Origin of the sequence: Cellulomonas hominis (assembly GCF_901521055.1) — a bacterium.
Lineage (GTDB): Bacteria > Actinomycetota > Actinomycetes > Actinomycetales > Cellulomonadaceae > Cellulomonas > Cellulomonas endometrii.
Genome location: NZ_CABEGA010000001.1, coordinates 183,522 through 206,217 on the forward strand (window position 1 = coordinate 183,522; position 22,696 = coordinate 206,217).

Genomic DNA, 22,696 nt, shown 5'->3' on the forward strand with positions numbered 1-22,696 from the left:
GTCAATGTGTGGGCGAGGATGTCGTCATGGCTCTGGACCTGCTCCCCATCAGCACCGCGACGTCGGCCGCCTGCTGCAGCCCGGTCACCGGCACCACCATGTCCGCCGAGGACGCCGACCGGACCGCCCGCACGCTCAAGGCGCTGGCCGACCCGGCGCGCCTGCGGCTGCTGTCGATCATCGCCGCGCACGAGGGCGGCGAGGCCTGCGTGTGCGACCTGACCGAGCCCGTCGGGCTGTCCCAGCCGACCGTGTCCCACCACCTCAAGGTGCTCACCGAGGCGGGGTTCGTGACCCGGGAGAAGCGCGGGGTGTGGGCGTACTACACGGTGGTCCCGGGCGCGGTCGAGGACCTGACGGCCCACCTCGGCACCCACCTGCGGGTCGCCACCGCCTGACCGGCGTCGGCACTGGTCAGCCGGCGGCCTGGGCGCGGTCGAGCACGAGCTCGTAGCCGTCCACCAGCTCGGGGCACAGGTGCAGGACGGCGTTGTCCCAGAGCGGCCCGGCGAGGGCCGGGTCCTCCGCCAGGTACTGCTCGTAGACCGCGACCGCCTCGTCCGGGGACGCCTCCGCCACGCTCAGCGTCGCGCAGATGAACACGCCCTGGTGGAGCAACTCGTCGGCGATGTCGGACGAGTCCCTGCCGAGGTCCTCCCCCACGGCCACGACGAAGGCCGCCGCCACCGCGGCGTCGAGCGCCGGCCCCGAGCCGGGGCTCGGCTGCGGACCGGCGGTGGGCGCCGGGGTGGGCGTGGTCGGCTCGGCGGTCGGAGCGGCGGTGGACGGCTCCGGCGCGCCCGCTCCGGTGCGGTCGTCGGTGCAGGCCGTCAGCAGCAGCACGGCCGTCAGCACGGCGCCGGCCGCGAGGGGTCTCATGGGTCCATCCTCCGCCCTCCGCTGCGGGGGCCGGTCGCGCCGCGGGGAGGTCGGCGCACCTCAGCGGGACGTCTCCGGACTGCTCGCCGTGACCGGAACGGTACTGTCACGTGACCGTCCCGTGCTGTCCTCGCAGGTCAGGGACCCGAGAGCATGCAGACCTCAGACGATGGAGGGGTCACATGCGCGGTCGGTGGTTGAGGGATGCTCGTCCCGGCTCCTCGGGGCGTCCACGGGATCGCGTGGTCGCTGCGGCGGCCGCGGTGGCGGTGCTGGCGGCGCTCGGGGCGTGCAGCGAGGGAGGGTCGAGCGACGCCTCCTTCGGGCAGGAGATGGCACAGGACGACGCCTTCGCCCCCGATGACTGGCGCGACGTCCCGACCGAGCCGCAGGAGGAGTACGACGACTCCCCGGAGCAGCCGTTCCAGGACGTGACGACGAGCCCCCTGTCGACGTTCGCCTCCGACGTGGACACCGCGTCGTACAGCAACATGCGCCGGCAGCTGACGCAGGGCGCCGAGCCGGAGGGCGTGCGGATCGAGGAGCTGGTCAACTACTTCGACTACGACTACCCGGCCCCCGCGGCGGACGCCGCCGACCCCTTCACGGTGACGACGCAGGTCGCGCGTGCGCCGTGGGCGCCGGAGCACCAGCTCGCGATGATCGGCGTGCAGGCGACGGACGCGGCACCGACGAGCGAGGGCAACAACATCGTCTTCCTGCTCGACGTGTCCGGGTCGATGGACGAGCCCGACAAGCTGCCGCTGCTCGCCGAGTCGTTCGCGCTCCTGGTCGAGCAGCTCGACGAGGACGACACCGTCTCGATCGTGACGTACGCCGGCAGCAACATCGTCCTGGCGGACTCGGTGCCGGGGAGTGAGCGCGAGGAGCTCGTGCGGATCCTGAGCGAGCTGCGGGCCGGGGGGTCGACCGGCGGGGCGTCGGGCCTCCAGACCGCGTACGAGCTCGCGACGAAGAACTACATCGAGGGCGGCAACAACCGGGTCGTGCTGGCGACCGACGGCGACTTCAACGTCGGGCCGTCGACCCCCGAGCAGCTCACCGAGCTGATCCAGGAGCACGCCGCGACGGGCGTGCAGATCTCGGTCCTCGGGTTCGGCATGGACAACCTCAAGGACAACACGATGGAGGCGATCGCCGACCACGGGAACGGCAACTACGCCTACATCGACACCCTCGACGAGGCGCGCAAGGTCCTCGTGGACGAGTTCGACTCCACGATGTTCGTCGTCGCCCAGGACCTGAAGGTGCAGGTCGAGCTCAACCCCGCGGCCGTCTCGCAGTACCGGCTGCTGGGCTACGACAACCGTCGCCTCGAGGACGAGGAGTTCGACGACGACACCAAGGACGCCGGCGACGTCGGTGCCGGGCACTCCGTCACGGCGTTCTACGAGCTGGTGCCGGCCGGTGATGAGGACCGTGACGACGACCTGGACTACCAGGACCACGCGACGTCGGGCTCCAGCGACTTCCTGACCGTGCACGTCCGCTACAAGGACCCCGGGGCGACCGAGAGCACCGAGGTCGTCGTCCGCGCCGGCGCCGACACGTACACCCGCTCGCCGACCGACGACTTCCGGTTCGCCTCCGCCGTCGTCGAGTTCGGCCTCGTGGCGACCGGGTCCCAGTACGCCGACGGTGCCGACACCGCCCGCGCCCGGGACCGTGCCCTGGAAGCCCTCGGGGAGGACCCCTACGGCCTGCGCACCGAGTTCGTCGGCCTCGTCGAGAGGTACGAGAGGATCGCCGGCTGACCGGCCCCGGTCGAACGGTGACATGACGAGGCGGTACCTTCGACGTCGTCGCCTCGGAGCAGCCTCGCAGCAGCCCCGAACGACGCGGGCGTCGTCCTGAGGGCTCGAGGGACGAACCCCGTGGCCGGGCCTCTAGCTCAACTGGCAGAGCAGCGGACTTTTAATCCGCGGGTTGTGGGTTCGATCCCCACGGGGCCCACCTCACCTGCACGTCCCCGTCCGCACCGGACCGGTGCTGCCCTTGACCGGCCGGGTGCCCCACGGGACCCTGAGGGCCACAGCGAGGTCGAGGGGGATCCGCCATGAAGTCACTCAGGTGCATGGTCGGCCGGCACGACTGGTTCGCGGAGCGGAACCCCGACCAGGGCGGGCCCCAGGCGATCACCGAGGTCTGCGCCCGGTGCGGCGCCGACCGCCCGGTGTACGAGCCGTCGTCCGGCATGGGGATCTCGACGGCGATGATGCGCGGGCCCAGCTGAGCGGTCGCCACCGACGACCGGCTCAGTAGGTGAACACCGACACGTCCCCGCGCAGGTCGCTCGCCAGCTGGGCGAGCTCCCCGACGGAGCTGCCCATCTGGGTGACGACAGCCGCGCTCGTCTCCGCCGCCGACGCCACCCCGGTGATGTTCTGCGCGATCTCCGAGGAGCCGGTCGCGGCCTCCTGGACGCTGCGGGACATCTCGGTGGTGGTGGCGGTCTGCTCCTCGACGGCGGACGCGATGGTCAGCTGGTAGTCGTTGATCGAGGCGATGATCGCGCCGATCTGCCCGATGGCAGAGACCGCGTCGCCCGTGTCGTTCTGGATGGCCTCGACCCGGCGGGCGATGTCCTCCGTGGCCTTGGCGGTCTCCTGCGCGAGCTCCTTGACCTCGCCGGCGACGACCGCGAAGCCCTTGCCCGCCTCGCCCGCACGGGCCGCCTCGATCGTCGCGTTCAGCGCCAGCAGGTTCGTCTGCTCCGCGATGGACGTGATCACCTTGACGACGTTGCCGATCTCCTGGCTCGACGCACCCAGGCGGGCGACGTGCTGGTTCGTCTCCTCGGCGACGCCCGTGGCCTGGGCCGCGACCTTCGCCGCGAGCGAGGCGTTCTGCGCGATCTCCTGGATGGACGCGCCCATCTCCTCCGCGCCCGCGGCGACGGTCTGGACGTTGCGGGACACCTGCTCGGCAGCGGCGGCGACCACGCCCGCCTGGTGGCTCGTCTCGCGCGAGCCGGCCTCGACCTGCCCGTTGGCGGTGGCCATCTCCTCCGCGGCCGCGGCGAGCGTCTGCGCCTTCTCCACGACGTGCGCGAGCGTCGCGCGCAGCGAGGCCTGCGCGGTGGCGAGGTCGGTCGCCATCGCGCCGATCTCGTCGCGGCTGCGGACCGGGGCCTCGACCGTGAGGTCCCCGCGCGCCATCGCCGCGAGCGCCACCCGCACCCGCTCGACGCTGCGGCGCATCGAGCCGGCCACCGTGAACGCGAGCGTCAGGACGACCGCCAGCGCCGCACCGAGGCTGATCACGAGCAGCCGGACCGAGGAGTCCGACTCGTGCTGCGCCTCGGCGGCCAGGTCGTTCGACAGGGCGGTCAGGTCGGCGTCGAGCTGGTCCAGGTCACCGGCGAAGGCCGTCGCCATCGGCACGGACACCTCGGTCAGCAGCGTCTCGTACTCGCCGCCGTCCGGGGCCGCGAGCGCGGCGGGCGTCAGCTGCGCGTCGCGGACGTCGAGCCACGCGGCGTAGTCGGCCTTGAAGGCCAGCCACGCGTCCAGGTCCGCCGCCTCGGTCGCGTCGAACGCGGCGATCTTCTCCGTCATCCCCGCGTCGTTGTCCTGCTGCTTGGTCAGCCACTCGTCCTTGGCGGCGTCGCTGTGGACCGCCGCGAGGTTCGCCAGCGTCATCCGGGCACCCTGCTGCTTGATGTGGATCTGACTGCGCAGGTAGACCGGCCCCTCCTGGATCGCCGCCAGGTGCGAGGTCGTCTCGGCCACCGAGCGCAGCGCCTGCACGGCGAGCGCGCCCGTCCCGACGGCCACGGCTCCGAGCAGACCGACGACGGCGAGGATCTTCACCCGGATCGACCAGTCGCGCGGATGCGCGCGACGGGCGGACGGCGCCGAGGGCGCAGCTCGGTGGGGGCGGTTCGGCGGCAGTGCGGTGCTCATCGGGACTCCGGGTCGGGTGCCGGGCAGCAGTCGCCGCCCGGGAAGGCACCCGCGAGATCGCCCGGCGCGCGCCCCGGCTGAGGGGAATCGGGCGCTGACCGGCGCGTTCGGCCGCCGCAGAGCCCGTGGCAGCAGAGCCCGCCCCGCCAGGTGTGGGTCGTACGTCCGGGCCCGCGGGTGAAATGCCGATCAGGCGGCCCCGCAGCGATCATCGAGGTCCACGCCGCGGTTACTCCGGGTCGATCCACCACCCCGGCAGGCGCCCGCCCTGCTGGATCGCCTCGGCGCCCGAGTGGTACTGCTCGCCCCACGCCCACGCACCGCCTCGCGAGGAGACGACCACGGAGATGTAGCCGCTGCCGGCGATGACCTTGGCGGTCCGCGGCGCCTTCGGGTCGAGCAGGGGCACGGCGGACCCCCAGCCGTTGTCCTGGCGCACCTGGTAGTGGTAGCCCGACCCCCACGCCCACACGCGGCCGTCGGTGTCGAGCGCGAGCACGTGCACGCGGCCGGCCGACACCTGCTGGACGTCGGCGAACGCGGGGACCGCCTCGGGGGTGAGGCGCCAGTCGTCGTCGCCCTGCCCGAGCTGGTTCTCGTCGTTCCGGCCCCAGGTCAGCACCCGACCGTCACCGGTGAGCGCGACGGAGAAGTCCTCGCCGGCGGAGACGGCGGTCACACCCGTGAGGCCCGGTACCGGCGCGGGAGTGATGCGGTCGGTCGTGGTGCCGTCGCCCAGCTGCCCCCAGTTGTTGTCCCCCCAGCCCCAGACCGTGCCGTCGGCGGCGAGCGCGAGGACGTGGGTGCCGTCCTCGAACCAGCCTCCGGCCGCGACCGACGTGATCGCCGGGACGCCCTCCGCTCGGACCGGGGAGAGGAGCGGGACACCGGTGCTGAACGGGTCCGCAGCAGACAGCACGCCCCACGTCCACACCGAGCCGTCGATGCCGAGAGCCACGGACGTGTCCCCGGACGCGACGACGTCGCGCACGCGCGGGATCCCGGGAACACGTTGCGGTGTGACGGACGACGTCGTCGTCCCGAGCCCGAGCTGGCCGTTCGTCCCGTCCCCCCAGGCGTAGACCTCGCCCGATCGCGTGACCGCGAGGGAGTGCTGGTGGCCGGCCGCTGCCTGCGCGATGTCCGTGAGCCCGGGCACCACGAGCTCGTCGCCGTACTCCACCCCCGGGACGCCGAGCCGGCCGGAGGAGTTGGTGCCGGACGCGTGCACGGTGCCGTCCTCCAGGACGGCGATGACGTGGTTGGGGGCGACGTCGAAATCACGGTAGCGGGCGGTCACGGGCGGGTCCTGGTAGACGAACCGGGACGCCGCCGAGACCATCGAGGTGCCCGAGGCCGTCGTGACCACCACGTCGACCTCGCCGGGCTCGTGCTCCGGGGAGACGGCGCGGATCATGCCGCTGTACGCGTCGAACTCCAGCGCGGGGACGCCGCCGAACGTCACGGAGACGACGTCGGTGAGGTCGTCGCCGGAGATCTCGACGTCCGTGGTGCCCTCCGGCGTGCCCACGGCCGGGTACAGCTCGCCGATGACGGGCAGACCGGTCTGCTCGCCCGGGTCGTCCGGGTCCTCGCCCGGGTCGTCCGGGTCCTCGCCCGGGTCGTCCGGGTCCTCCCCGGGGTCACCCGGGTCGTCCGGGTCCTCACCCGGGTCGCCCGGACCGGACAGGTCCACGACCCACTCGCGCAGCGGGACGGTCACCTTGCCGAGGTCGATGTACTTCGCGGCCAGCTGGTGGTCCAGGATCTCGGCCTTGATGCCCAGCTCGATGCGCAGGACGACGCTGGCCTTCGTCGTGAGCTTCTGGGCGGGCACGTCGACCTCCGCCTTCAGCGCCGGGCCGGCCGACAGCCGCAGGGTCGGGCCTGCGACATCCCACAGCTTCACGTCGAGGCTCATCCGCACACCCCCCTCGGCCGCGTAGGCGATCGTGGCGGTCGGCGTCCCCGAGAACTCGAACGCGTGCGTGTCGATCGACTCCCAGTCGCCGTCGCGGTAGGCGAAACCGAGTTCCGCGGAGCCGGTCGCCTTCACCTCCACACCGACCGACGCGGTCGCCGTCAGGGAGTAGTAGACGGTCGGGTCGAGCGTCGACGTCAGGACGACCGGCACCGGGCCGACCGGGACCGTCACGGCTCCGAGGCGGATCTGCGACAGGTCGACGTCCTGCTTGAACTCCACCTTCTCGGTCAGGTTCATCGACGCGCCCGCCGACAGCGACGTGCCCTGGACGACCGAGAACGTCTCGATGTCCGCGCTGATCCCGTCCCACGAGACGTCGAGGTCGATCTTCAGGTCGAACGAGAGCGTCAGCGAGAGGTCCACCTGCGCCGCCGCCTTGACCCGGCCGTCCAGGTACGTGCGCTCCGCCACGGTGCGCGAGATCGCGTACGTGAGGTCCGCTGCACGGGCCGACATCGCGGCACGCGACGCGAACGGGGCGAGCCACGCGGCACCGGCGCCGGGGAGGTCGTCCTCGCTCTGGGTGCCGTCCACCTCGTCGAGCGGCACGTCGGCGACCGAGACGTCCGCCTGCAGCACGGCGTCGGTGAGGGCGGCCTGCGAGGTGCGCAGCACGGTGGTGCCGCCGAGCACGGTGACGGCCTCGACCCGGCGCAGGAACCCCTCGGGGGCGGCAGCCGAGACACCGCTGACGACGACGTCACCGGCACGCAGCGTCGTGGTCCCGGCGAGGACGACCTCGTCGGGCCGGACCTCGAGCACCGCGTCAGCGGCTTCGGCCCCCAGGACGCGGGTCTCCGGTGCGACGACCACCTCGTCCTCGACGGGCGCCTGGACGGTGACCACGCGACGTGCGGTCCGCTCACGCCCGGCCCAGTCCGTGGCGGTGGCGGTGACGGCGTGCTCGCCCTCGGGGACGGGGATGGTGAGCGACCACGTGACCGACCCGTCGCCGGCAGGGCGCACCGCCGCCTCTCCGAGCGCGACGGCGCCGGCGGTGAGCACGACGGAGCGGACGCCCGACCCCGTGTCCCGGGCGGTCCCCGTGAACGTCACCTCGGGCGACGCGGCCTGGTCGACGACGGTGCCGGCCGCGGGCGTCGTGATCTCGATGTCGGGCGCGGTCCGGTCCGAGCTCGCGGCGGCGGGTGCACCGACGTAGCCGACGGCGACGACCCGTACCAGGCGGGCGCCCGCGGGCAGCAGCACGGACGTGCGTCCCGAGGCGTGGACCGGCAGAGCCAGCGTGAGGTCGGTGGTCGATCTGGCGGCGACCGGCACGCTGACGTCCGGCAGCAGGAGGGAGCCGAGCAGGGACACGCCGGTCTGGAACCGGCCGGGGCGGGTCCCGGTCGTGACCGTCGCGCGCACGACCACGGCGGACGCCGCGTCGGGGACCTCGCCCCCGGTCAACGTCAGCCGACCCAGCGAGACGGGGCCGGAGGTCGCGGGCAGCTCCGTCGGCGTCACCGGTACCACTCCGCCGGGCGCTGCTCCATCGGCCACCCAGCCGACGACGGTGACGGCGAGCGCCGTCGTCGCTCCCCCGTGGACCGCGACGGTGAGGTCGCCCGCGTCGTCCAACGCAGCGAGCACCAGGTCCGTGCGGGGGCGCGTGCCTGTGGCGACGACCGCCCGGGTGCCGTCCTCGCCCGCCGGGAACGCCAGCGACCCGCTCGCCGATGCGGTCGACCGCACCGACAGCCAGGCCGCGCGAGCTCCTTCGACGGGCACGCCGGCGAGCCCCGCCAGCGGCACCGTCAGCGTCCCGCCCGGTCCCGGGACGGTCCCGCCCAGGCCGGTGGCCTGATCCAGGACGACGGTCGGCTCGACCAGGACGGTGCCACCGGCCCCGGGACCCGTGGCCGGCACTGAGGACACCGCCGCCACGACGGTGAGGGTGACGCGTGCAGCCACCGACGCGGTGACCGCGACCCGCCCGCTCGCGTCGGGCCGCACGAGGACGGTCGCGGACGTGCTGCCGGCACCGACGTCGAGCGAGGGGGCCGAGGGGGCGGCATCGCCGGGGGTGCCGAACGTCGCGGTGCCCGCGCCGGCCGCCTCTGCCTGCGCCTGCACCACGAGGCCCTGCACGCCCTCGGCGGCACCGCGGCCTGCCCACAGCGGCACGACCTGCGCCTGACCGGGGGCCAACGTGACCGGCCGGGCCTGCGCCCACCCGTCGGACGGCCGCACGGGCTCCAGCGCTCCGGCGGTCGGAGCCGTGCCGCCCGCCGCGAGCGTGGGGCGCGGGGGCCCAGCGGTCGCCGCCGGGGACGACAGGGCGACGACGACGGCCGCGACCACGGCCGCGACGGCAGTGCGGAACCCGAATCTGGGCACGAGTGGTACTCCTCTGGCGGGGGGCACGCACCCGGAGGTGCCGGGACGCGGGCGTCACCCTGCCGGAGCCACGGCGCGTCCGTGACCGGTTCGGCATCGTCGGACGGTCGGTTCACCCGGTTGCCGCTGACGCGTCACACGTGCGGCCCCCTCGCACCTGCTCCTGCCAGCGGCTGCCCCGTCGTCCCGTACGTGGCGCACCGAGCCGGCCTGCGCGCGGCACTGTCTGTCCGAGCCCGGTCAGGAATCCGGCCGGAGCCCGATCGCCCGGCGCACGCCCCACAGGTAGTCGGCCGGCCGCTCCCAGGCCGCGAAGTGCCCGCCGTGCTCGTGCTCCCGCCAGTCGGCGACGGCGAAGAAGCGCTCGGCGAAGCGTCGCGGGGCGTTCACCAGGTCCTTGCCGAACATCGTGACGACGGTGGGGGTCTCGATGCGTGGCCAGTCCTTGGCACCGCCGGCGGCGTACGGGGTGAACGACGTGCCGATGCTCCCGGTGAACCAGTACGCGCTCACCCAGGTCAGCGCCTCGTCGCGGGTGAACACGCGGGACAGGTCGCCGTCGCAGTCGGTCCAGGTCACCAGCTTCTCGACGATCCACGCCGCCAGCCCGGCCGGCGAGTCGCCGAGCCCGACGGCGAGCGTCCCGGGACGCGTGGCCTGCTCGTGCATGTAGCCGCCCTGCTCGGCCTGCCACCGGTGCCCGTACGCGACGTAGGCGCGCTCGTCGTCGTCCAGGTCCTCGGGGAGGTCGACCAGGAAGTGGTACTGGGAGACGTCGGTCAGGTGCAGCGCGGTGACCGCGTCCGGGTGCCGGGCGGCCAGGGCCTCGGCGACGTCGCAGCCCACGTCGCCCGCGGAGACGACGTACCGCGGGAACCCGAGCTCCCGCATGGCGTCGGCCACCGCCTCGGCCATGTCCGGCGCGGACAGCCCACCGCCCGGGACGGGCGCCGCGAACGGGAACCCGGGCAGCGCGGGCACCACGACCGTGACGTCGTGCAGCTGGTCGAGCACGCGCTCGAACCGCAGCACGGAGTCCGGCCACCCGTGCAGCAGGAGCACGACCGGTGCGCCCGGCCGCGCGTGCCGGACGATCGCCCGCACGGGGACGGCCGCGTGCTCCGTCTCGACCCACGGGTACCCCGCGATGCGGTCCTCCTGCGCCCGCCAGTCGAACCGGGTGCGCCAGTGCTCCAGCAGGTCGGCCAGCAGCTCGGGGTCGACCCCGAGCTGTCTGTCCAGCGCCGCGGTCCGGACGGGCCGGAACCGCGCGAGGCGGTCGGACAGGTCACGGACGGCATCCGGGTCGACCCGGACGAAGGCGTTCTCGCGCACGTGCATCCTCCTGGTGGTGGTGGCTCGCCCTCCCGACGCCGTCACTGTGCCACCGCAGACCGACACGGCCTTGCCGGGGACTCAGGCCTCACCCCTGCCCGCGGCTGAACTCCTGCGTCCCGAGCACTCCGAGCAGCCGGAGCTTGCCCTCCGCCTCGCTGCGCGGCGCGGCGGTCAGCACGAGCAGGGTCTGCGACCCGTCCTCGGTGAACAGCGCCTGGCAGTCGACCTCGACCGGCCCGATCTCGGGGTGGACCAGCACCTTGTGGTCCTCGAAGCGGCGGGCCACCTCGTGCGCCTCCCACAGCCGCGCGAACTCGGGGCTCCGGTCGAGCAGCTCGCGGACCAGCTCGCCCGCCCGCGAGCGCGGCCCGGTCGTCCCGTACGTGGCGCGCAGCGAGGCGACCTGCGCGCGGCCCTGGCGGTCGCGGTCTTCCTCGGGGTAGCGCAGCCGCTCGGTCTCCGGGTGGGCGAACCAGCGGTAGATCGCGCTGCGGTCCCAGCCGGTGAGCCCGTCGACGTCGCCGAGCAGGGCGCGTGCGAGGTCGTTCTGCACGAGCGTCACGCCGAGCGCGTCGAGGATGAGCGCGGGGGTGTCGGTGAGCCGGTCGAGCACGCGCAGCAGGCCGGGCGCGACGTAGTCCTCGGCCGCCGCGCGGTCCGGCGCGCTGTGCCCCGCGACGCGGTAGAGGTAGTCGCGCTCGTCCGGTGTCAGCCGCAGCGCCCGGGCGAGCGACCCCAGGATCTGGGTGCTGGGCTGCGGCCCGCGGCGCTGCTCGAGGCGCGTGTAGTAGTCGGTCGACATCACCGCGAGCTGCGCGACCTCCTCGCGGCGCAGGCCGGTCGCGCGCCGGCGCACCCCGGGGCCCAGCCCGACGTCGGCGGGCCGGAGCGCCTCCCGGTGCCGGAGCAGGAAGTCGGCCAGCGCATCGCGATCCACCCCCGCAGTATCGGTGCGCCCGCGGCACGCGGACCAGGGACTGCCGGTCCCCCGATGAGCGCTCTCTGGCGGGCCCCCGGCGGCGCGCGAAGACTCGACGGCATGCAGATCACCGGAAACACCGTCTTCATCCCCGGCGCCACGAGCGGCATCGGGCTGGCCCTGGCCCTCGCCCTGCACGAGCGGGGCAACGAGGTCATCATCGGCGGCCGCCGCACCGAGCTGCTCGACGCGATCACCGCCGAGCACCCCGGGCTGCACGCCTACGCGGTCGACACGACCGACCCCGAGAGCATCGCGGCGGTCGCGAAGCGGGTCGTCGCCGAGCACCCCGAGCTGAACGTCCTCATCCCGATGGCCGGGATCATGCGCGTCGAGGACTGGACCGGCCCGGGCTTCCTCGAGTCCGCCGAGCAGACGATCACCACGAACGTCCTCGGTCCGATCCGGCTCATCGCGGCGTTCGTCGAGCACCTGCGCACCCGGCCGTCGTCCACGATCGTCACCGTGTCCTCGGGCCTGGCGTTCACCCCGCTGCGGGCCACCCCGAGCTACAACGCCAGCAAGGCGGCGATCCACATGCTGAGCGAGTCGCTGCGCCTGCAGCTCGCCGGCACGAGCGTCCAGGTGCTGGAGCTGGAGCCGCCGTCGGTCGCGACGGACCTCATGCCCGGGCAGCGGGACAGCGCCATCGCGATGCCGCTCGACGCGTTCGTCGCCGAGGTGCTGCAGCTCATCGAGTCGCAGCCCGACGCCACCGAGATCCAGGTCGAGCGGGTCAAGTTCCTGCGGTACGGCGAGGCGCGCGGCGACTACGACCAGGTCGTGGCGGCGATCAACGCGAGCGACCCGCACGGGAAGTAGGCCGCGTCACTCCAGGACGTACACCTGCTCGCCGCCCCACCCGAACAGCCGGCCGTGCTGCGCCTCGAGCTGCTCGATCCCCTCGGGCAGCGGCGTCGCCCACACGCGCTCGCCGTCGTCGAGGTCGTAGGCGGCGAGCACGGCGTCCCCGGTGGCGGCCTCGCCCTCCACCCGGAGCAGCGACCGCCCGTCCGTCATCAGCGGCGACGAGCGGGGGTCGCCGCCGTCGGTCGACCACCGCTCTGCCCCGGACGCCGGGTCGAGAGCCCACACCGTGCTCCCCGTGGTGCCGTAGAGCCGGCCGTCCAGCAGCACCAGGACGGACCGCGTCGCGGCGTCGGACGGACGCTCCCACAGCTGCCGGCCGGAGTCGGCGTCGACCCCGCGCAGCACGCGGCCGTCGTCACCCTGGGCGTCGAGCACCAGCACGCCGGGGGCGCTCCCGTCGTCCGGCTCGATCACCGCCGGCGCGCCCTGGGTGGTGACCGTGCCGGAGCCGTCGACGCCGAGCAGCCGCGTGCTGCTGCCGTCCCCCGTGTCGAGCAGCCGGTCACCGCGTGTGACCTGCAGCGCGGTCCCGGTGGCCTGGACGGTGCCCCGGCGCGGATCCAGCGACCACGTGCTCGCGCCGCCGTGGAGCAGCAGGTGCGAGCCGGCGACGGTGAGCTGCGGACCCGCCTCGGCACCGCCCGCGAACGGGTCGGACACGTCGGTCCGCCACGGGTCCCCGCTCCCGAGTTCGGTGCCCTCGACCGTGATCGCGTCCGGCGTGCTCGTCGCGACCACGAGACGCCCCCCGATGACCGCCGCAGACCCGGCACCGGGCAGCTCGCGGGTGTCCGTGACCGCGCGTGCGGCGACGTCGACGGTCACCAGCGTGGTCGTCGCGGTCCTGCCGCTCGCGCTCATCACGGTGCACCACAGCGTCGTCGCGGGGTCGACGTCGGCGTCGCAGCCCACGCCCAGGGTGCCGGCGTCGAGCAGGGGGTCCGCGATCCTGGCCCGCCAGACCTCGGCGCCGGTCCCCTCGTCCACCGCGACGACGAGAACCGGCTCGTCCGGCGCGGACAGGGACGCGCCCACCAGCAGACCCCCCGCGGCCGGCACGAGCTGGCTCGGCAGCATGCCCGCGCCCCACGCGCTGGCGTCGAGCGGCGGGGTGATCGTGGTCCTGACCACCGCGTCGGTCCGCCGGAGGTCGGCGACGTGCTCGCCCTCGGCTCGGGCGCCGACGACCTGCCAGGCCATCAGTCCGACCACCGCCGCGAGCGGCAGCGGCCACCACCGTCGCAGCAGCCGCCGGGCCTGCGACCGGCGGGCGTCCGTCGCACTCGTCGCGGTCCGGACGTCGTCCTCAAGGACGAGCTCGACGTCCTCCATCCGGTCGGCCATGCCGCCAACCTAGGCCGCGAGCCCGGCCTCCGGGGCCGGTTCGGGCGCTCGGACCGTCAGCCCGCGGCGCGCCGCACCAGCTCCGCGATCCGCTCCTCGTCCGCCGGGGTCGGCGTCGTGAGGGCGTACACGGTCGGCCACATCGCGCCGTCGTCGAGCTGCGCCGGGTCCTCGAACCCGAGGGTCGCGTAGCGCCCGTCGAACTTCCCGGCGGCCTTGAAGAAGCACAGCACCTTGCCGTCCTTGGCGTAGGCGGGCATGCCGTACCAGGTGCGGGGGGTCAGGTGCGGGGCGTTCTCCCGGACGATGCGGTGGACCGTCTCGGCGAGGGCGCGGTCGGCGGGGCTCATCTCGGCGATCTTCGCGAGCACCTCGGCCTCGGGGTCGGCCTTCGAGCCGCCCGACGCCCGGCGCCTCTCGGCCTTCACCTCGCGGGCGCGCTCCTGCATCGCGGCGCGCTCCTCCTCGGTGAAGGGGACGGCCTCCTTCGCGGCGGTGCTGCGGCGCCTCGGCGTCGTGGTGTCGGTCATGGTGGCTCCTCGGGGTCGTCGGTGCGCACCACGCTAGGGACGCGGATGGCGGCCGGGCTTCTCGAAAACTGACCGATCAGAGCCCCGTGCAGCGCCGCGACGCACCGCGGCCGCCGGGCACCTCGCCCGGCGGCCGCAGCACGCCCCGCACGCCTACGGCGCGGTCACTCCTTGACCGGGATCGCCTGCGCCTCGAGCTCCTGCACGGTGCTCTCCTCCGCGGACTCCAGCGCCTCGGGGACCGTGCCCTGCCCGGAGGCGGCGGCCTTGAGACCGTCCGAGACGTCGTTGTAGACCTGGGTCATCGTCGGGCCCCACACGAAGTCGGGGTCGACCTGGGCGGAGGCGTCGGCGAACACGTCGTAGATCGCCTGGCCCCCGTAGAACTCGACGCCCTCCTTCAGGACGGGCAGCGACGCGCCCTCCTTCGTGGCCGGGTAGAGGTTCGCCTCCTCGTTGAGGATGGTCAGCGCCTCCTCGGAGGTGTTGAGCCAGAGTGCGAACTTGGTGGCCTCGTAGAGGTGCTCGGAGCCCTTGAAGACCGCGGTCGAGGACCCGCCCCAGTTGCCCGCGGCCTCCTCGCCCGCCTCCCACTGCGGCATCGGCGCCACCGCCCACTTGCCGGCGGTGTCGGGCGCCCCGCTCGCGATGGAGTTCGCGCCCCACACGGCGGACACCCACGTCCATGCCTGCCCGGTGTTGTAGGCGTTGTCCCACTCGGTGGTCCACGCGGGGACGGTCGAGACCAGGTCGTCGGCCAGCAGGCCCTGCCAGTAGTCGGCGACCTTCGTGGACTCCTCGGACGTCAGGGAGACCGTCCAGCCCTCGTCGTCGGAGGAGAACCACTGCCCGCCGGCCTGCCACACGAACCCGGCGAGCTGGTTGACGTCGGCGGTCGAGAAGTTGGTGATGTACCCGCCGGCGGCCCGGACCTGCTCGGCCGCGGCCTGGTACTCCTCCCACGTGGTGGGGACCGGGATGCCGGCCTGCTCGAACAGGTCGGCGCGGTAGAACATCGCCATCGGGCCGGAGTCCTGCGGGACCGCCCAGACGGACTCGTCGTCCCCGAGCGTGACCTGGCCCCACGTCCAGTCGACGAACTGCTCCTGCGCCGCGACGACGTCCTCGCAGGCGGACAGGTCCTCGAGGCCGTCCTGGACGCGGAAGTTCGGCAGGGCGTCGTACTCGATCTGGCCGAGGTCCGGCGGGTTGCCGGCCTCGAGCTGGTTGAAGAAGTTCTGGTACGTGCCGCCGTTGCCGTTCGGCCCGGTCTGCACGGTGACCTGGATGTCGGGGTTCGCCGCGTTCCAGGCGTCGACGGCGACCTCGATGCCGGGGATCCAGGAGGTGTAGGTCAGCTCGACCGGGCCGTCGGCCGGCTCGCAGGCGGCGGCGGCCCCGGTGTCCTCGCCGGAGGAGCCGGAACCGTCGGACGAGCACGCCGCGAGCGTGCCGACCAGGACGGTGGAGGTCAGGAGGGCGACGACGCCCGCCCGCTGGCGCTGGTGCATGACAGAGCTCCTTCTTCATCGAGGGATGTGTCTCGCTGACCGCGTCCGCCGGGGGACGGCGCGGGTGGTGCGGGATGGTGCGGGATGGTGCGGATGGTGCCGGTGGTACGAGAGGGGTGCGGTCAGGAGGGGTGCGGGGTCACTTCACGGACCCCGCGCCGAGGCCACCGCGCCAGAACCGCTGCAGCGCCAGGAACGCGACGACGAGCGGGACGATCGACAGCAGCGAGCCCACGAGCACGAACGTGTTGAGCTCGGGGATCTGGTTGAGCTGCGAGTTCCACTGGTAGAGGCCGAACGTGACCGGGAACTTCCGCTCGTCGCGCAGCATGATCAGCGGGAGGAAGAAGTTGTTCCAGATCGCGACGAACTGGAACAGGAAGATGGTCACCAGCGCCGGGGTCATCAGCCGGACGCTGACGCCGAAGAACGTGCGGACCTCCCCCGCGCCGTCGAGCCGGGCGGCCTCGATGAGCTCGTCCGGCACGCTGGCGGCCGCGTAGATGCGGGCCAGGTACACGCCGAACGGGCTGACGATGCTGGGCAGCAGCACGGCCCAGTAGGTGTCGGTGAGGTTCACGCGGGAGAACAGCAGGAACAGCGGCAGCGCCAGGGCGGTCGCCGGGACGAGCACCCCGCCGAGCACGACGTTGAAGATCGCCTCGCGGCCCCGGAACGCGTACTTGGCGAGGGCGTAGCCGCACATCGCGGCGAGCAGCGTCGCGACGAGCGAACCGACGCCGGCGTACAGCAGCGAGTTCGCCATCCACTGCCCGAACAGCCCGTTGCGGTACGTGAGCACGTCGCGGACGTTCTCGACGATGTTCAGGTCCGCGAACCACAGGGGGTTGGTGCCGAGCACGTCGCCGCGGGTCTTGGTCGAGGCGACGAGCAGCCACCAGATCGGCAGCAGGAAGTAGACGGTGAACACCGCCATGACGAGCATCGCCGACAGCCGCGGCAGCACGGGCGTCCGGACGGAGCGGCCCGGGGTCGTCCCGGTCGCGGACCGGCGGCCGGCGGGCGGGGCCTGGAGCGTGGTCATCGTGCCTCCCGGCGCTGCGAGAGCTTGAGGAACCCGAACGACAGGACGAAGGTCGCGAGCGCCAGCACGACGGAGAAGGCCGCTGCGAGGCTCGGGTTCGGCACGGCGGACGTCGTGTAGACGGTCATGTTCGGCGTGAACGTGCTGGTGACCGCCGAGCTGAACGACCGGAACACCTGGGGCTCCGCGAGCAGCTGCAGCGTGCCGATGATCGAGAAGATGGCGGTCAGCGAGATCGCGGGCAGGACCATCGGGATCTTGATCGACCAGGCGATGCGCGCCTGGCTCGCCCCGTCCAGCACCGCGGCCTCGTACACCTCGCTCGGGATGGCGAGCAGCGCCGAGTAGATGATGAGCATGTTGTAGCCGACGTAGACCCAGGTCACGACGTTGGCGATGGCCCACAGCACCAGGTCGGCGCCGAGGATCGGGACGTTCGACGTCAGGGCGGTGAACGGCGACAGCCGCGGGGAGTACAGGAACCCCCACATGATCGCCGCGATGACGCCGGGGACCGCGTACGGCACGAAGTAGGCGAGCCGGAAGAACTTCTTGCCCTTGACCAGCGGGGAGTCGAGCAGCAGCGCGAACAGCAGCGCGAGCCCCAGCATCACCGGCACCTGCACGACGCCGAACACGAGCACCCGGCCGACCGACGACCAGAACGCCTCGTCCTCGAGGACCCGCTGGTACTGGGTGAGCCCGCCGAAGACCGTGCGCGCGGCGCCGAACGTGCCGTCGCGCTCGACGGTGAGCAGCGACTGGTAGACGGCGTACAGGATCGGCACGACGTAGAAGGCCAGGAACAGCAGCCCGAACGGTGCGACGAAGAAGGCGATGGCCTTCCGGTACCGGCGGGAGCCGCCCCGCGCGGCCGGGGCGGGTGGCGCCACGACGGGCGGGGCGTGGGTGACGGCGGTCATCGGACGGGCTCCTCTCGCAGGACGCGGACCGCACCCCCGGGGACGACGAGCTCGCCGGCGACGGCGGTGTCCGTCACGAGCTCGTACCCCCGGGCGGGCAGCGCCACGTCGGTCGTGGAGTGGTTGACGAGGAAGGTCCAGCGGCGGCCGTCGGCGGCGGCGCGCACCACGCGCTCCACCCCGGCGGCGGCGAGGGCCGGGTCGGTGGCCACGCCGGCGTCGGCGAGCACCCGCCCGGCGAGGTCGGCGAGGTCGGGCGCCTCCAGGGCGGTGGCGACGTACCAGGCGCTGCCGAGGCCGGCCGCGCGGCGGGTGATCGCCGGGTCGCCCGCGGCGGGCCCGTCGGCGAACCGGGCGAGCACGTCGGCACCGACCGCCTCGGACCGCTCGCTCCAGAGCCGGGCGCGCTGGCCGGTGTCGAGCGTGAGGACGTCGCCCGGCAGCACGGGCGCGACCTCCTCGACCCGGACGCCCAGCAGGTCCCGGAACGCGCCGGGGTACCCGCCGAGGCGGACCGCGTCGCGCTCGTCGGCGATGCCGGACCAGAAGGTGACGAGCGCGGTCCCGCCGGCCTCGACGAACCGGGCGACCGCGGCGGCCTCCTCGTCCCGGACCAGGTACAGGGCCGGCACGACCACCACGCGGTAGCCGTCGAGCGGCGCGGACGGGCTCACCACGTCGACGGTCACCCCCTGGGCGCGCAGCGCGGCGTAGGCGGCGAGGACCTGCTCGCGGTACCGCACCGCGGTGGACGGGACGTTCTCGCCGTCGACCGCCCACCAGGACTCCCAGCCGAACAGCACCGCGACGTCGGCCTGGACCCGGGAGCCGGCGACCTCGTCGAGCCGGTCCAGCGTCGCGCCGAGCTCCAGCACCTCGCGCCACTGCCGGGACGCGGTCCCCGCGTGCGGGACGAGCGCGGAGTGGAACTTCTCCGACCCCTGCGTCGACGCCCGCCACTGGAAGAAGCAGACGCCGTCCGCGCCGCGGGCCACGTGGGTGAGCGAGTTGCGCAGCATCTCCCCGGGGCCCTTGACCAGGTTCACCGGCTGCCAGTTCACGGCGCCCGTGGAGTGCTCCATGAGCAGCCACGGCGCCCCGCCCGCGACGCCGCGCGTGAGGTCGGCGCTGAACGCGAGCTCGGTGGTCGGGTCCGCGAGGCGGTGGTCGAGGTAGTGGTCGTTCGCGACGACGTCGACGTGCGGTGCCCAGGCGAAGTAGTCGAGGTCGCGGATGTGGTCGGTGACCATGAAGTTCGTCGTGACCGGGGCGGCGCTGTGCGCGCGCAGGACCGCGGTCTCGGCCCGGAGCTGGCCCAGCAGCTCGTCCGAGCTGAACCGCTGGAAGTCGAGCACCTGCCCCGGGTTCCGGGTGGAGAGCGTGGCGCGCGGCGGCAGCACCTCGTCGAACGTGCCGTAGCGCTGGCTCCAGAACGTGGTGCCCCAGGCGGCGTTGAGGGCCCCGACGTCGCCGTACCGGTCCCGCAGCCACCGGCGGAACGCGGCCGCGCTGGTGTCGCAGTAGCACAGGGCGTTGTGGCAGCCGAGCTCGTTGGACACGTGCCACAGCGCGAGCGCGGGGTGGTCGCCGTACCGCCGGGCGACCTGCTCGACCAGGGCCAGCGACCGCTCCCGGAACACCGGGGACGACGGGCACCACGCCTGCCGGCCGCCGGGCCAGCGGGTGGTGCCGTCCTCGGCGACCGGCAGCACCTCGGGGTGCCGGGTGGTCAGCCAGGGCGGGGTGGACGCGGTGCCGGTGCCGAGGTTGGCGCGGACGCCGTGCTCGGCCAGCAGGTCCATGACCTCGTCGAGGTCGCGGAAGTCGTACTCGCCCGGGCGCGGCTCCACCTGCGACCAGCCGAAGACGTTGACGGCGACCAGGTCGACGCCCGCGTCCCGCATGAGCCGCACGTCCTCGCGCCACACGGACCGGTCCCACTGCTCCGGGTTCCAGTCGCAGCCGAACGCGACGCCCGGGTGCGTGAAGGTCGCCCGGGCTGGGCCGGTCCTGGCCGTCGACGGGGCGGCAGTCGTCGTCATCGTGCGCAACTCCCTTGTGTGTGCACGTGCACATGTCCGCCCGTCCGCGATCCGGCCGGGCGATGTGTGAACGTGCACACATTAGCGCCGTGCGTCCCGGTGTCAAGCCCCGCGGCGTCGCTACAGTGGGCCCGTGACCGCCTCCCCGCCCCGCCGCAAGCGCGCGACGGTGCACGACGTCGCCCGGGAGGCCGGTGTCTCGCGCGGCACGATCAGCCGGCACCTGACCGGCGAGGGCTACGTCTCGGCCGAGGCCCGCGAGGCCATCGACGCGGCGATCCGCAAGGTCGGGTACGTCCCGAGCCAGACCGCCCGGAACCTGGTCCGCCAGCGCACCAACGCGGTCGGCTTCGTCGTCCACGAGCCGCACCGGCTGTTCCTCGAGGACCCGAACATCGGGGAGATCCTGCTGGGCGCGAACGAGGCGCTGTCCGAGGCCGACTACCAGCTCGTGTGCCTGGTCATCGGCTCGGACCGGGACGGCGAGCGCGTCGCCCGGTACCTGCGCGGGGGCTTCGTCGACGGGGCCGTGGTCGTGTCCGCCCGCGCCAACGACCCGATCACGCGGGTGATGCGGACCGCCCAGCTCCCCGTCGCCTTCGTCGGCCACCCGCCCGACCTGCAGGACCAGTCGTGGGTCGGCATCGACAACGTGAGCTCGGCGCGGGACATCACCGCCCGGCTCCTGGCGACCGGGCGCCGCAAGGTCGGGATGATCGCCGCCGCCCTCGACCGCGACTCCGGTGCCGACCGGCTCGCCGGGTTCACCGACGCCCTCGGGGACCGCTTCGACCCCGCGCTGGTGCAGCCCGTGGAGCTGTACTCCTACTCCGACGGGGCCGCGGGCATGTCGGCCCTGCTGGAGCGGGTGCCCGACATCGACGGGGTGGTGGCCGCGTCGGACGCCGTGGCGGCCGGGGCGCTCGACGCCCTGCGCCGGGCCGGCCGGCGCGTGCCGGAGGACGTGGGCCTCGTCGGGTTCGACGACTCGGCGTGGGCGCTGCGGTGCACGCCCCAGCTCTCGACCGTCCGGCAGCCCGCCGCCGGGCTGGGCCGCGCGGCCGCGCGCAGCGTGCTCGCGCAGATCGCCGGCGACCAGCCGGAGCCCGCCGCGATCCTGCTCGACACCCCGGTGGTCTGGCGCGACAGCGCCTGACCACCGGTCGCCCCTAGCCGGTGCGGGCGGCGGCCGACGCCCTCGCCCGCGCGCGGCCCGCGAGGACCAGCCCCGTGCCCGCGACGGTCGAGCCGAGCCCGCCCAGCACCAGGTCGCCGACCGTGTCGCGGTACGCCACGTGGATCGTGGGGTCCGCGTACGTGTGGCCGAGGTACTCCCCCACCTCCCACAGCACGCTGAGCCCCAGCCCGAGGGCCGTCGTCACCGCCACCGACCCGACGCGCTCCCCGGTCCCGGTCGCCCGGCCGGGGTCGAGCACCGCCCCGGACCGCCGGGCCAGCACCAGGTGCGCGACCGCCGCGACCAGCCCCGTCACCACCAGGTGCATGACGAGGTCCAGCCACGTCACCGCCTCGTAGAGCCCGAGCGCGCCGGCCCACGCGGCGGCGAGCAGCCCCGCCCCGTACGCGGCGTCCAGCCGCCCGTCGACCCCGGCCGTCACCGGCACCACGAGCCCCGAGAGCACCAGCCCGAACAGCGCCGCGTCCACCGGCCCCCGCGCGACCACCGCGACGACGACGCACACGGCGCCGGCCACGCGCACCACGCCGCCGGGCCCGCGCAGCAGCAGCCCCACCCGACCCCGGTCCACGCCTAGTCGCCCTTGACGTTGACCAGCTGGTGCAGCACGTGCCGCACCTCGACCAGGTCCGCGGCGTCGGCCATCACCTGGTCGATGTCCTTGTACGCCGCCGGGATCTCGTCCAGGAACGCGTCGGTGTCGCGGTACTCGATGCCCCGCATCGCCTCCCGCAGCTGCGCCCGCGTGAACTGGCGGCGCGCGGCGGACCGGGAGTACGCGCGCCCGGCGCCGTGCGGGCTGGAGCACAGCGACTGCGGCTCGCCCTTCCCGACGACGACGTACGAGGCCGTGCCCATCGACCCGGGGATCAGCCCGGCGTCACCGGCCCGCGCGCGGATCGCGCCCTTGCGGGACACCCACACCCGCCGGCCGGCGTGCTCCTCCTGCTCGGTGAAGTTGTGGTGGCAGTTCACGCGCTCCGCCTCGACGACGTCCTCGCCGACGAACGCGCCCGCCGCGGCGACCACCCGGTCCATCATCTCCTCGCGGTTCAGCAGGGCGAAGTCCTGGGCCCAGCGCAGCTCGCGGATGTACGCGTCGAACTCCGCGGTGCCCTCCTCCAGGTACGCGAGGTCCCGGTCGGGCAGGTCGACCCGGGCCTTCCGGCAGCGCTCCGCGGCGACCGTGATGTGGTGCTGGGCGATCTTGTTGCCGACCCCGCGGGACCCGGAGTGCAGGAACAGCCACACCCGCCCGGACTCGTCGGCGCTGACCTCGATGAAGTGGTTGCCGGAGCCCAGCGAGCCGAGCTGCAGCCGCCACCGGGGCGCGTACGCGGCCGGGTCGAACCCGGCGGCGCGGGCGGCCTCCTCCAGCGTGGCGACGCGCTGCTCCGCCGACCGGGTCAGCCGGCGGTTGGCCACGCCGGCCGACAGCGGCACGCGGCGCTCGATGTCGACCCGCAGGTCCGCGAGCCGCCCGGCGGCCCGCAGCCGCTCCTCGGTCCACTGCGTGCGGACGGCGATCATGCCGCAGCCGATGTCGACCCCGACCGCCGCCGGGATGATCGCCTCGACCGTCGGGATGACGCTGCCGACCGTGGCGCCCTTGCCCAGGTGCGCGTCCGGCATGAGCGCGACGTGCGGGTGGATGAACGGCAGCTCCGAGGTGCGGACCGCCTGCTCGCGCGTCATCGGCTCCAGCAGCGAGGCCCAGCTGAGCAGCCGGTCGGTGATCCGTTCGGGGGCCATTCCCCGATCGTGGCAGCCGGTCACCCGCGCCG

General features: G+C 73.9%; 18 protein-coding genes and 1 tRNA gene. 6 read left to right on the forward strand and 13 right to left on the reverse strand.

Annotated elements, in window-relative coordinates; translation table 11 throughout:
• The first annotated feature begins 26 nt into the window (after positions 1-26).
• Complete coding sequence (locus KJP73_RS00820) at positions 27-398, forward strand: ArsR/SmtB family transcription factor (RefSeq protein WP_213280818.1); 372 nt, start codon at positions 27-29, stop codon at positions 396-398.
• A 16-nt stretch (positions 399-414) separates the two neighbouring features.
• Here KJP73_RS00820 and KJP73_RS00825 read toward each other — a convergent pair whose 3' ends face one another.
• Positions 415-879: a hypothetical protein gene (locus KJP73_RS00825; RefSeq protein WP_213280819.1), complete on the reverse strand. Its 465-nt coding sequence runs from the start codon at positions 877-879 to the stop codon at positions 415-417.
• A gap of 242 nt (positions 880-1,121) precedes the next feature.
• Here KJP73_RS00825 and KJP73_RS00830 point away from each other — a divergent pair, with 242 nt between their 5' ends.
• The 3 genes from KJP73_RS00830 (at position 1,122) to KJP73_RS00840 (ending at position 3,133) form a co-directional block, all read left to right on the forward strand.
• Positions 1,122-2,654, forward strand: coding sequence for a vWA domain-containing protein (locus tag KJP73_RS00830; protein ID WP_249668970.1), 1,533 nt, complete (start codon positions 1,122-1,124; stop codon positions 2,652-2,654).
• A gap of 126 nt (positions 2,655-2,780) precedes the next feature.
• Positions 2,781-2,853 (forward strand) — tRNA-Lys (locus KJP73_RS00835).
• A 103-nt stretch (positions 2,854-2,956) separates the two neighbouring features.
• The gene (locus KJP73_RS00840) at positions 2,957-3,133 is read left to right on the forward strand and encodes a hypothetical protein (RefSeq protein WP_213280821.1); all 177 of its coding nucleotides are present in this window, start codon (positions 2,957-2,959) and stop codon (positions 3,131-3,133) included.
• Between the two features lie 22 nt (positions 3,134-3,155).
• On the opposite strand, the gene KJP73_RS00845 is transcribed toward KJP73_RS00840, so the two are convergent.
• The 4 genes from KJP73_RS00845 to KJP73_RS00860 all read right to left on the reverse strand — a co-directional run bounded on the left by KJP73_RS00845 (position 3,156) and on the right by KJP73_RS00860 (position 11,407).
• Entirely contained in the window at positions 3,156-4,805 is a 1,650-nt protein-coding gene (locus KJP73_RS00845) for a methyl-accepting chemotaxis protein (protein ID WP_213280822.1), read from the reverse strand.
• Between the two features lie 229 nt (positions 4,806-5,034).
• Positions 5,035-9,132, reverse strand: coding sequence for an IPT/TIG domain-containing protein (locus tag KJP73_RS00850; protein WP_213280823.1), 4,098 nt, complete (start codon positions 9,130-9,132; stop codon positions 5,035-5,037).
• 240 nt (positions 9,133-9,372) lie between these two features.
• Entirely contained in the window at positions 9,373-10,467 is a 1,095-nt protein-coding gene (locus tag KJP73_RS00855; RefSeq protein WP_249668971.1) for an epoxide hydrolase family protein, read from the reverse strand.
• An 88-nt stretch (positions 10,468-10,555) separates the two neighbouring features.
• Positions 10,556-11,407 carry a helix-turn-helix transcriptional regulator gene (locus KJP73_RS00860; RefSeq protein ID WP_213280825.1) on the reverse strand — a complete coding sequence of 284 codons (852 nt, stop codon included), beginning with the start codon at positions 11,405-11,407 and terminating at the stop codon, positions 10,556-10,558.
• A 102-nt stretch (positions 11,408-11,509) separates the two neighbouring features.
• Here KJP73_RS00860 and KJP73_RS00865 point away from each other — a divergent pair, with 102 nt between their 5' ends.
• Positions 11,510-12,271: an SDR family oxidoreductase gene (locus KJP73_RS00865; protein ID WP_213280826.1), complete on the forward strand. Its 762-nt coding sequence runs from the start codon at positions 11,510-11,512 to the stop codon at positions 12,269-12,271.
• 6 nt (positions 12,272-12,277) lie between these two features.
• Here the strand turns inward: KJP73_RS00865 and KJP73_RS00870 are convergent, their stop codons facing one another.
• The 6 genes from KJP73_RS00870 to KJP73_RS00895 all read right to left on the reverse strand — a co-directional run bounded on the left by KJP73_RS00870 (position 12,278) and on the right by KJP73_RS00895 (position 19,714).
• A complete protein-coding gene (locus KJP73_RS00870) occupies positions 12,278-13,663 on the reverse strand; it encodes a PQQ-binding-like beta-propeller repeat protein (RefSeq protein ID WP_213280827.1) in 1,386 nt (461 codons plus the stop codon).
• Between the two features lie 56 nt (positions 13,664-13,719).
• On the reverse strand, positions 13,720-14,193 hold the full coding sequence (locus KJP73_RS00875; protein WP_213280828.1) for an iron chaperone: 474 nt from the start codon (positions 14,191-14,193) through the stop codon (positions 13,720-13,722).
• A gap of 164 nt (positions 14,194-14,357) precedes the next feature.
• Entirely contained in the window at positions 14,358-15,704 is a 1,347-nt protein-coding gene (locus KJP73_RS00880) for an ABC transporter substrate-binding protein (protein WP_213280829.1), read from the reverse strand.
• 139 nt (positions 15,705-15,843) lie between these two features.
• Entirely contained in the window at positions 15,844-16,749 is a 906-nt protein-coding gene (locus KJP73_RS00885; protein ID WP_213280830.1) for a carbohydrate ABC transporter permease, read from the reverse strand.
• Positions 16,746-17,672: a carbohydrate ABC transporter permease gene (locus KJP73_RS00890; RefSeq protein WP_213280831.1), complete on the reverse strand. Its 927-nt coding sequence runs from the start codon at positions 17,670-17,672 to the stop codon at positions 16,746-16,748. Before KJP73_RS00890 ends, KJP73_RS00885 begins: the two co-directional genes overlap by 4 nt.
• Positions 17,669-19,714: a beta-galactosidase gene (locus KJP73_RS00895; protein ID WP_213280832.1), complete on the reverse strand. Its 2,046-nt coding sequence runs from the start codon at positions 19,712-19,714 to the stop codon at positions 17,669-17,671. The genes KJP73_RS00890 and KJP73_RS00895 overlap by 4 nt, the downstream gene beginning before the upstream one ends.
• 133 nt (positions 19,715-19,847) lie before the next feature.
• Between KJP73_RS00895 and KJP73_RS00900 the strand changes: the two genes are divergently transcribed.
• Positions 19,848-20,870, forward strand: coding sequence for a LacI family DNA-binding transcriptional regulator (locus tag KJP73_RS00900; RefSeq protein WP_213280833.1), 1,023 nt, complete (start codon positions 19,848-19,850; stop codon positions 20,868-20,870).
• Between the two features lie 13 nt (positions 20,871-20,883).
• Here KJP73_RS00900 and KJP73_RS00905 read toward each other — a convergent pair whose 3' ends face one another.
• Both KJP73_RS00905 and KJP73_RS00910 read right to left on the reverse strand, forming a co-directional pair.
• The gene (locus KJP73_RS00905) at positions 20,884-21,483 is read right to left on the reverse strand and encodes a hypothetical protein (protein WP_249668972.1); all 600 of its coding nucleotides are present in this window, start codon (positions 21,481-21,483) and stop codon (positions 20,884-20,886) included.
• Positions 21,484-21,485: 2 nt separating this feature from the next.
• Positions 21,486-22,664: an RtcB family protein gene (locus KJP73_RS00910; protein WP_213280834.1), complete on the reverse strand. Its 1,179-nt coding sequence runs from the start codon at positions 22,662-22,664 to the stop codon at positions 21,486-21,488.
• Positions 22,665-22,696: the final 32 nt, after the last annotated feature.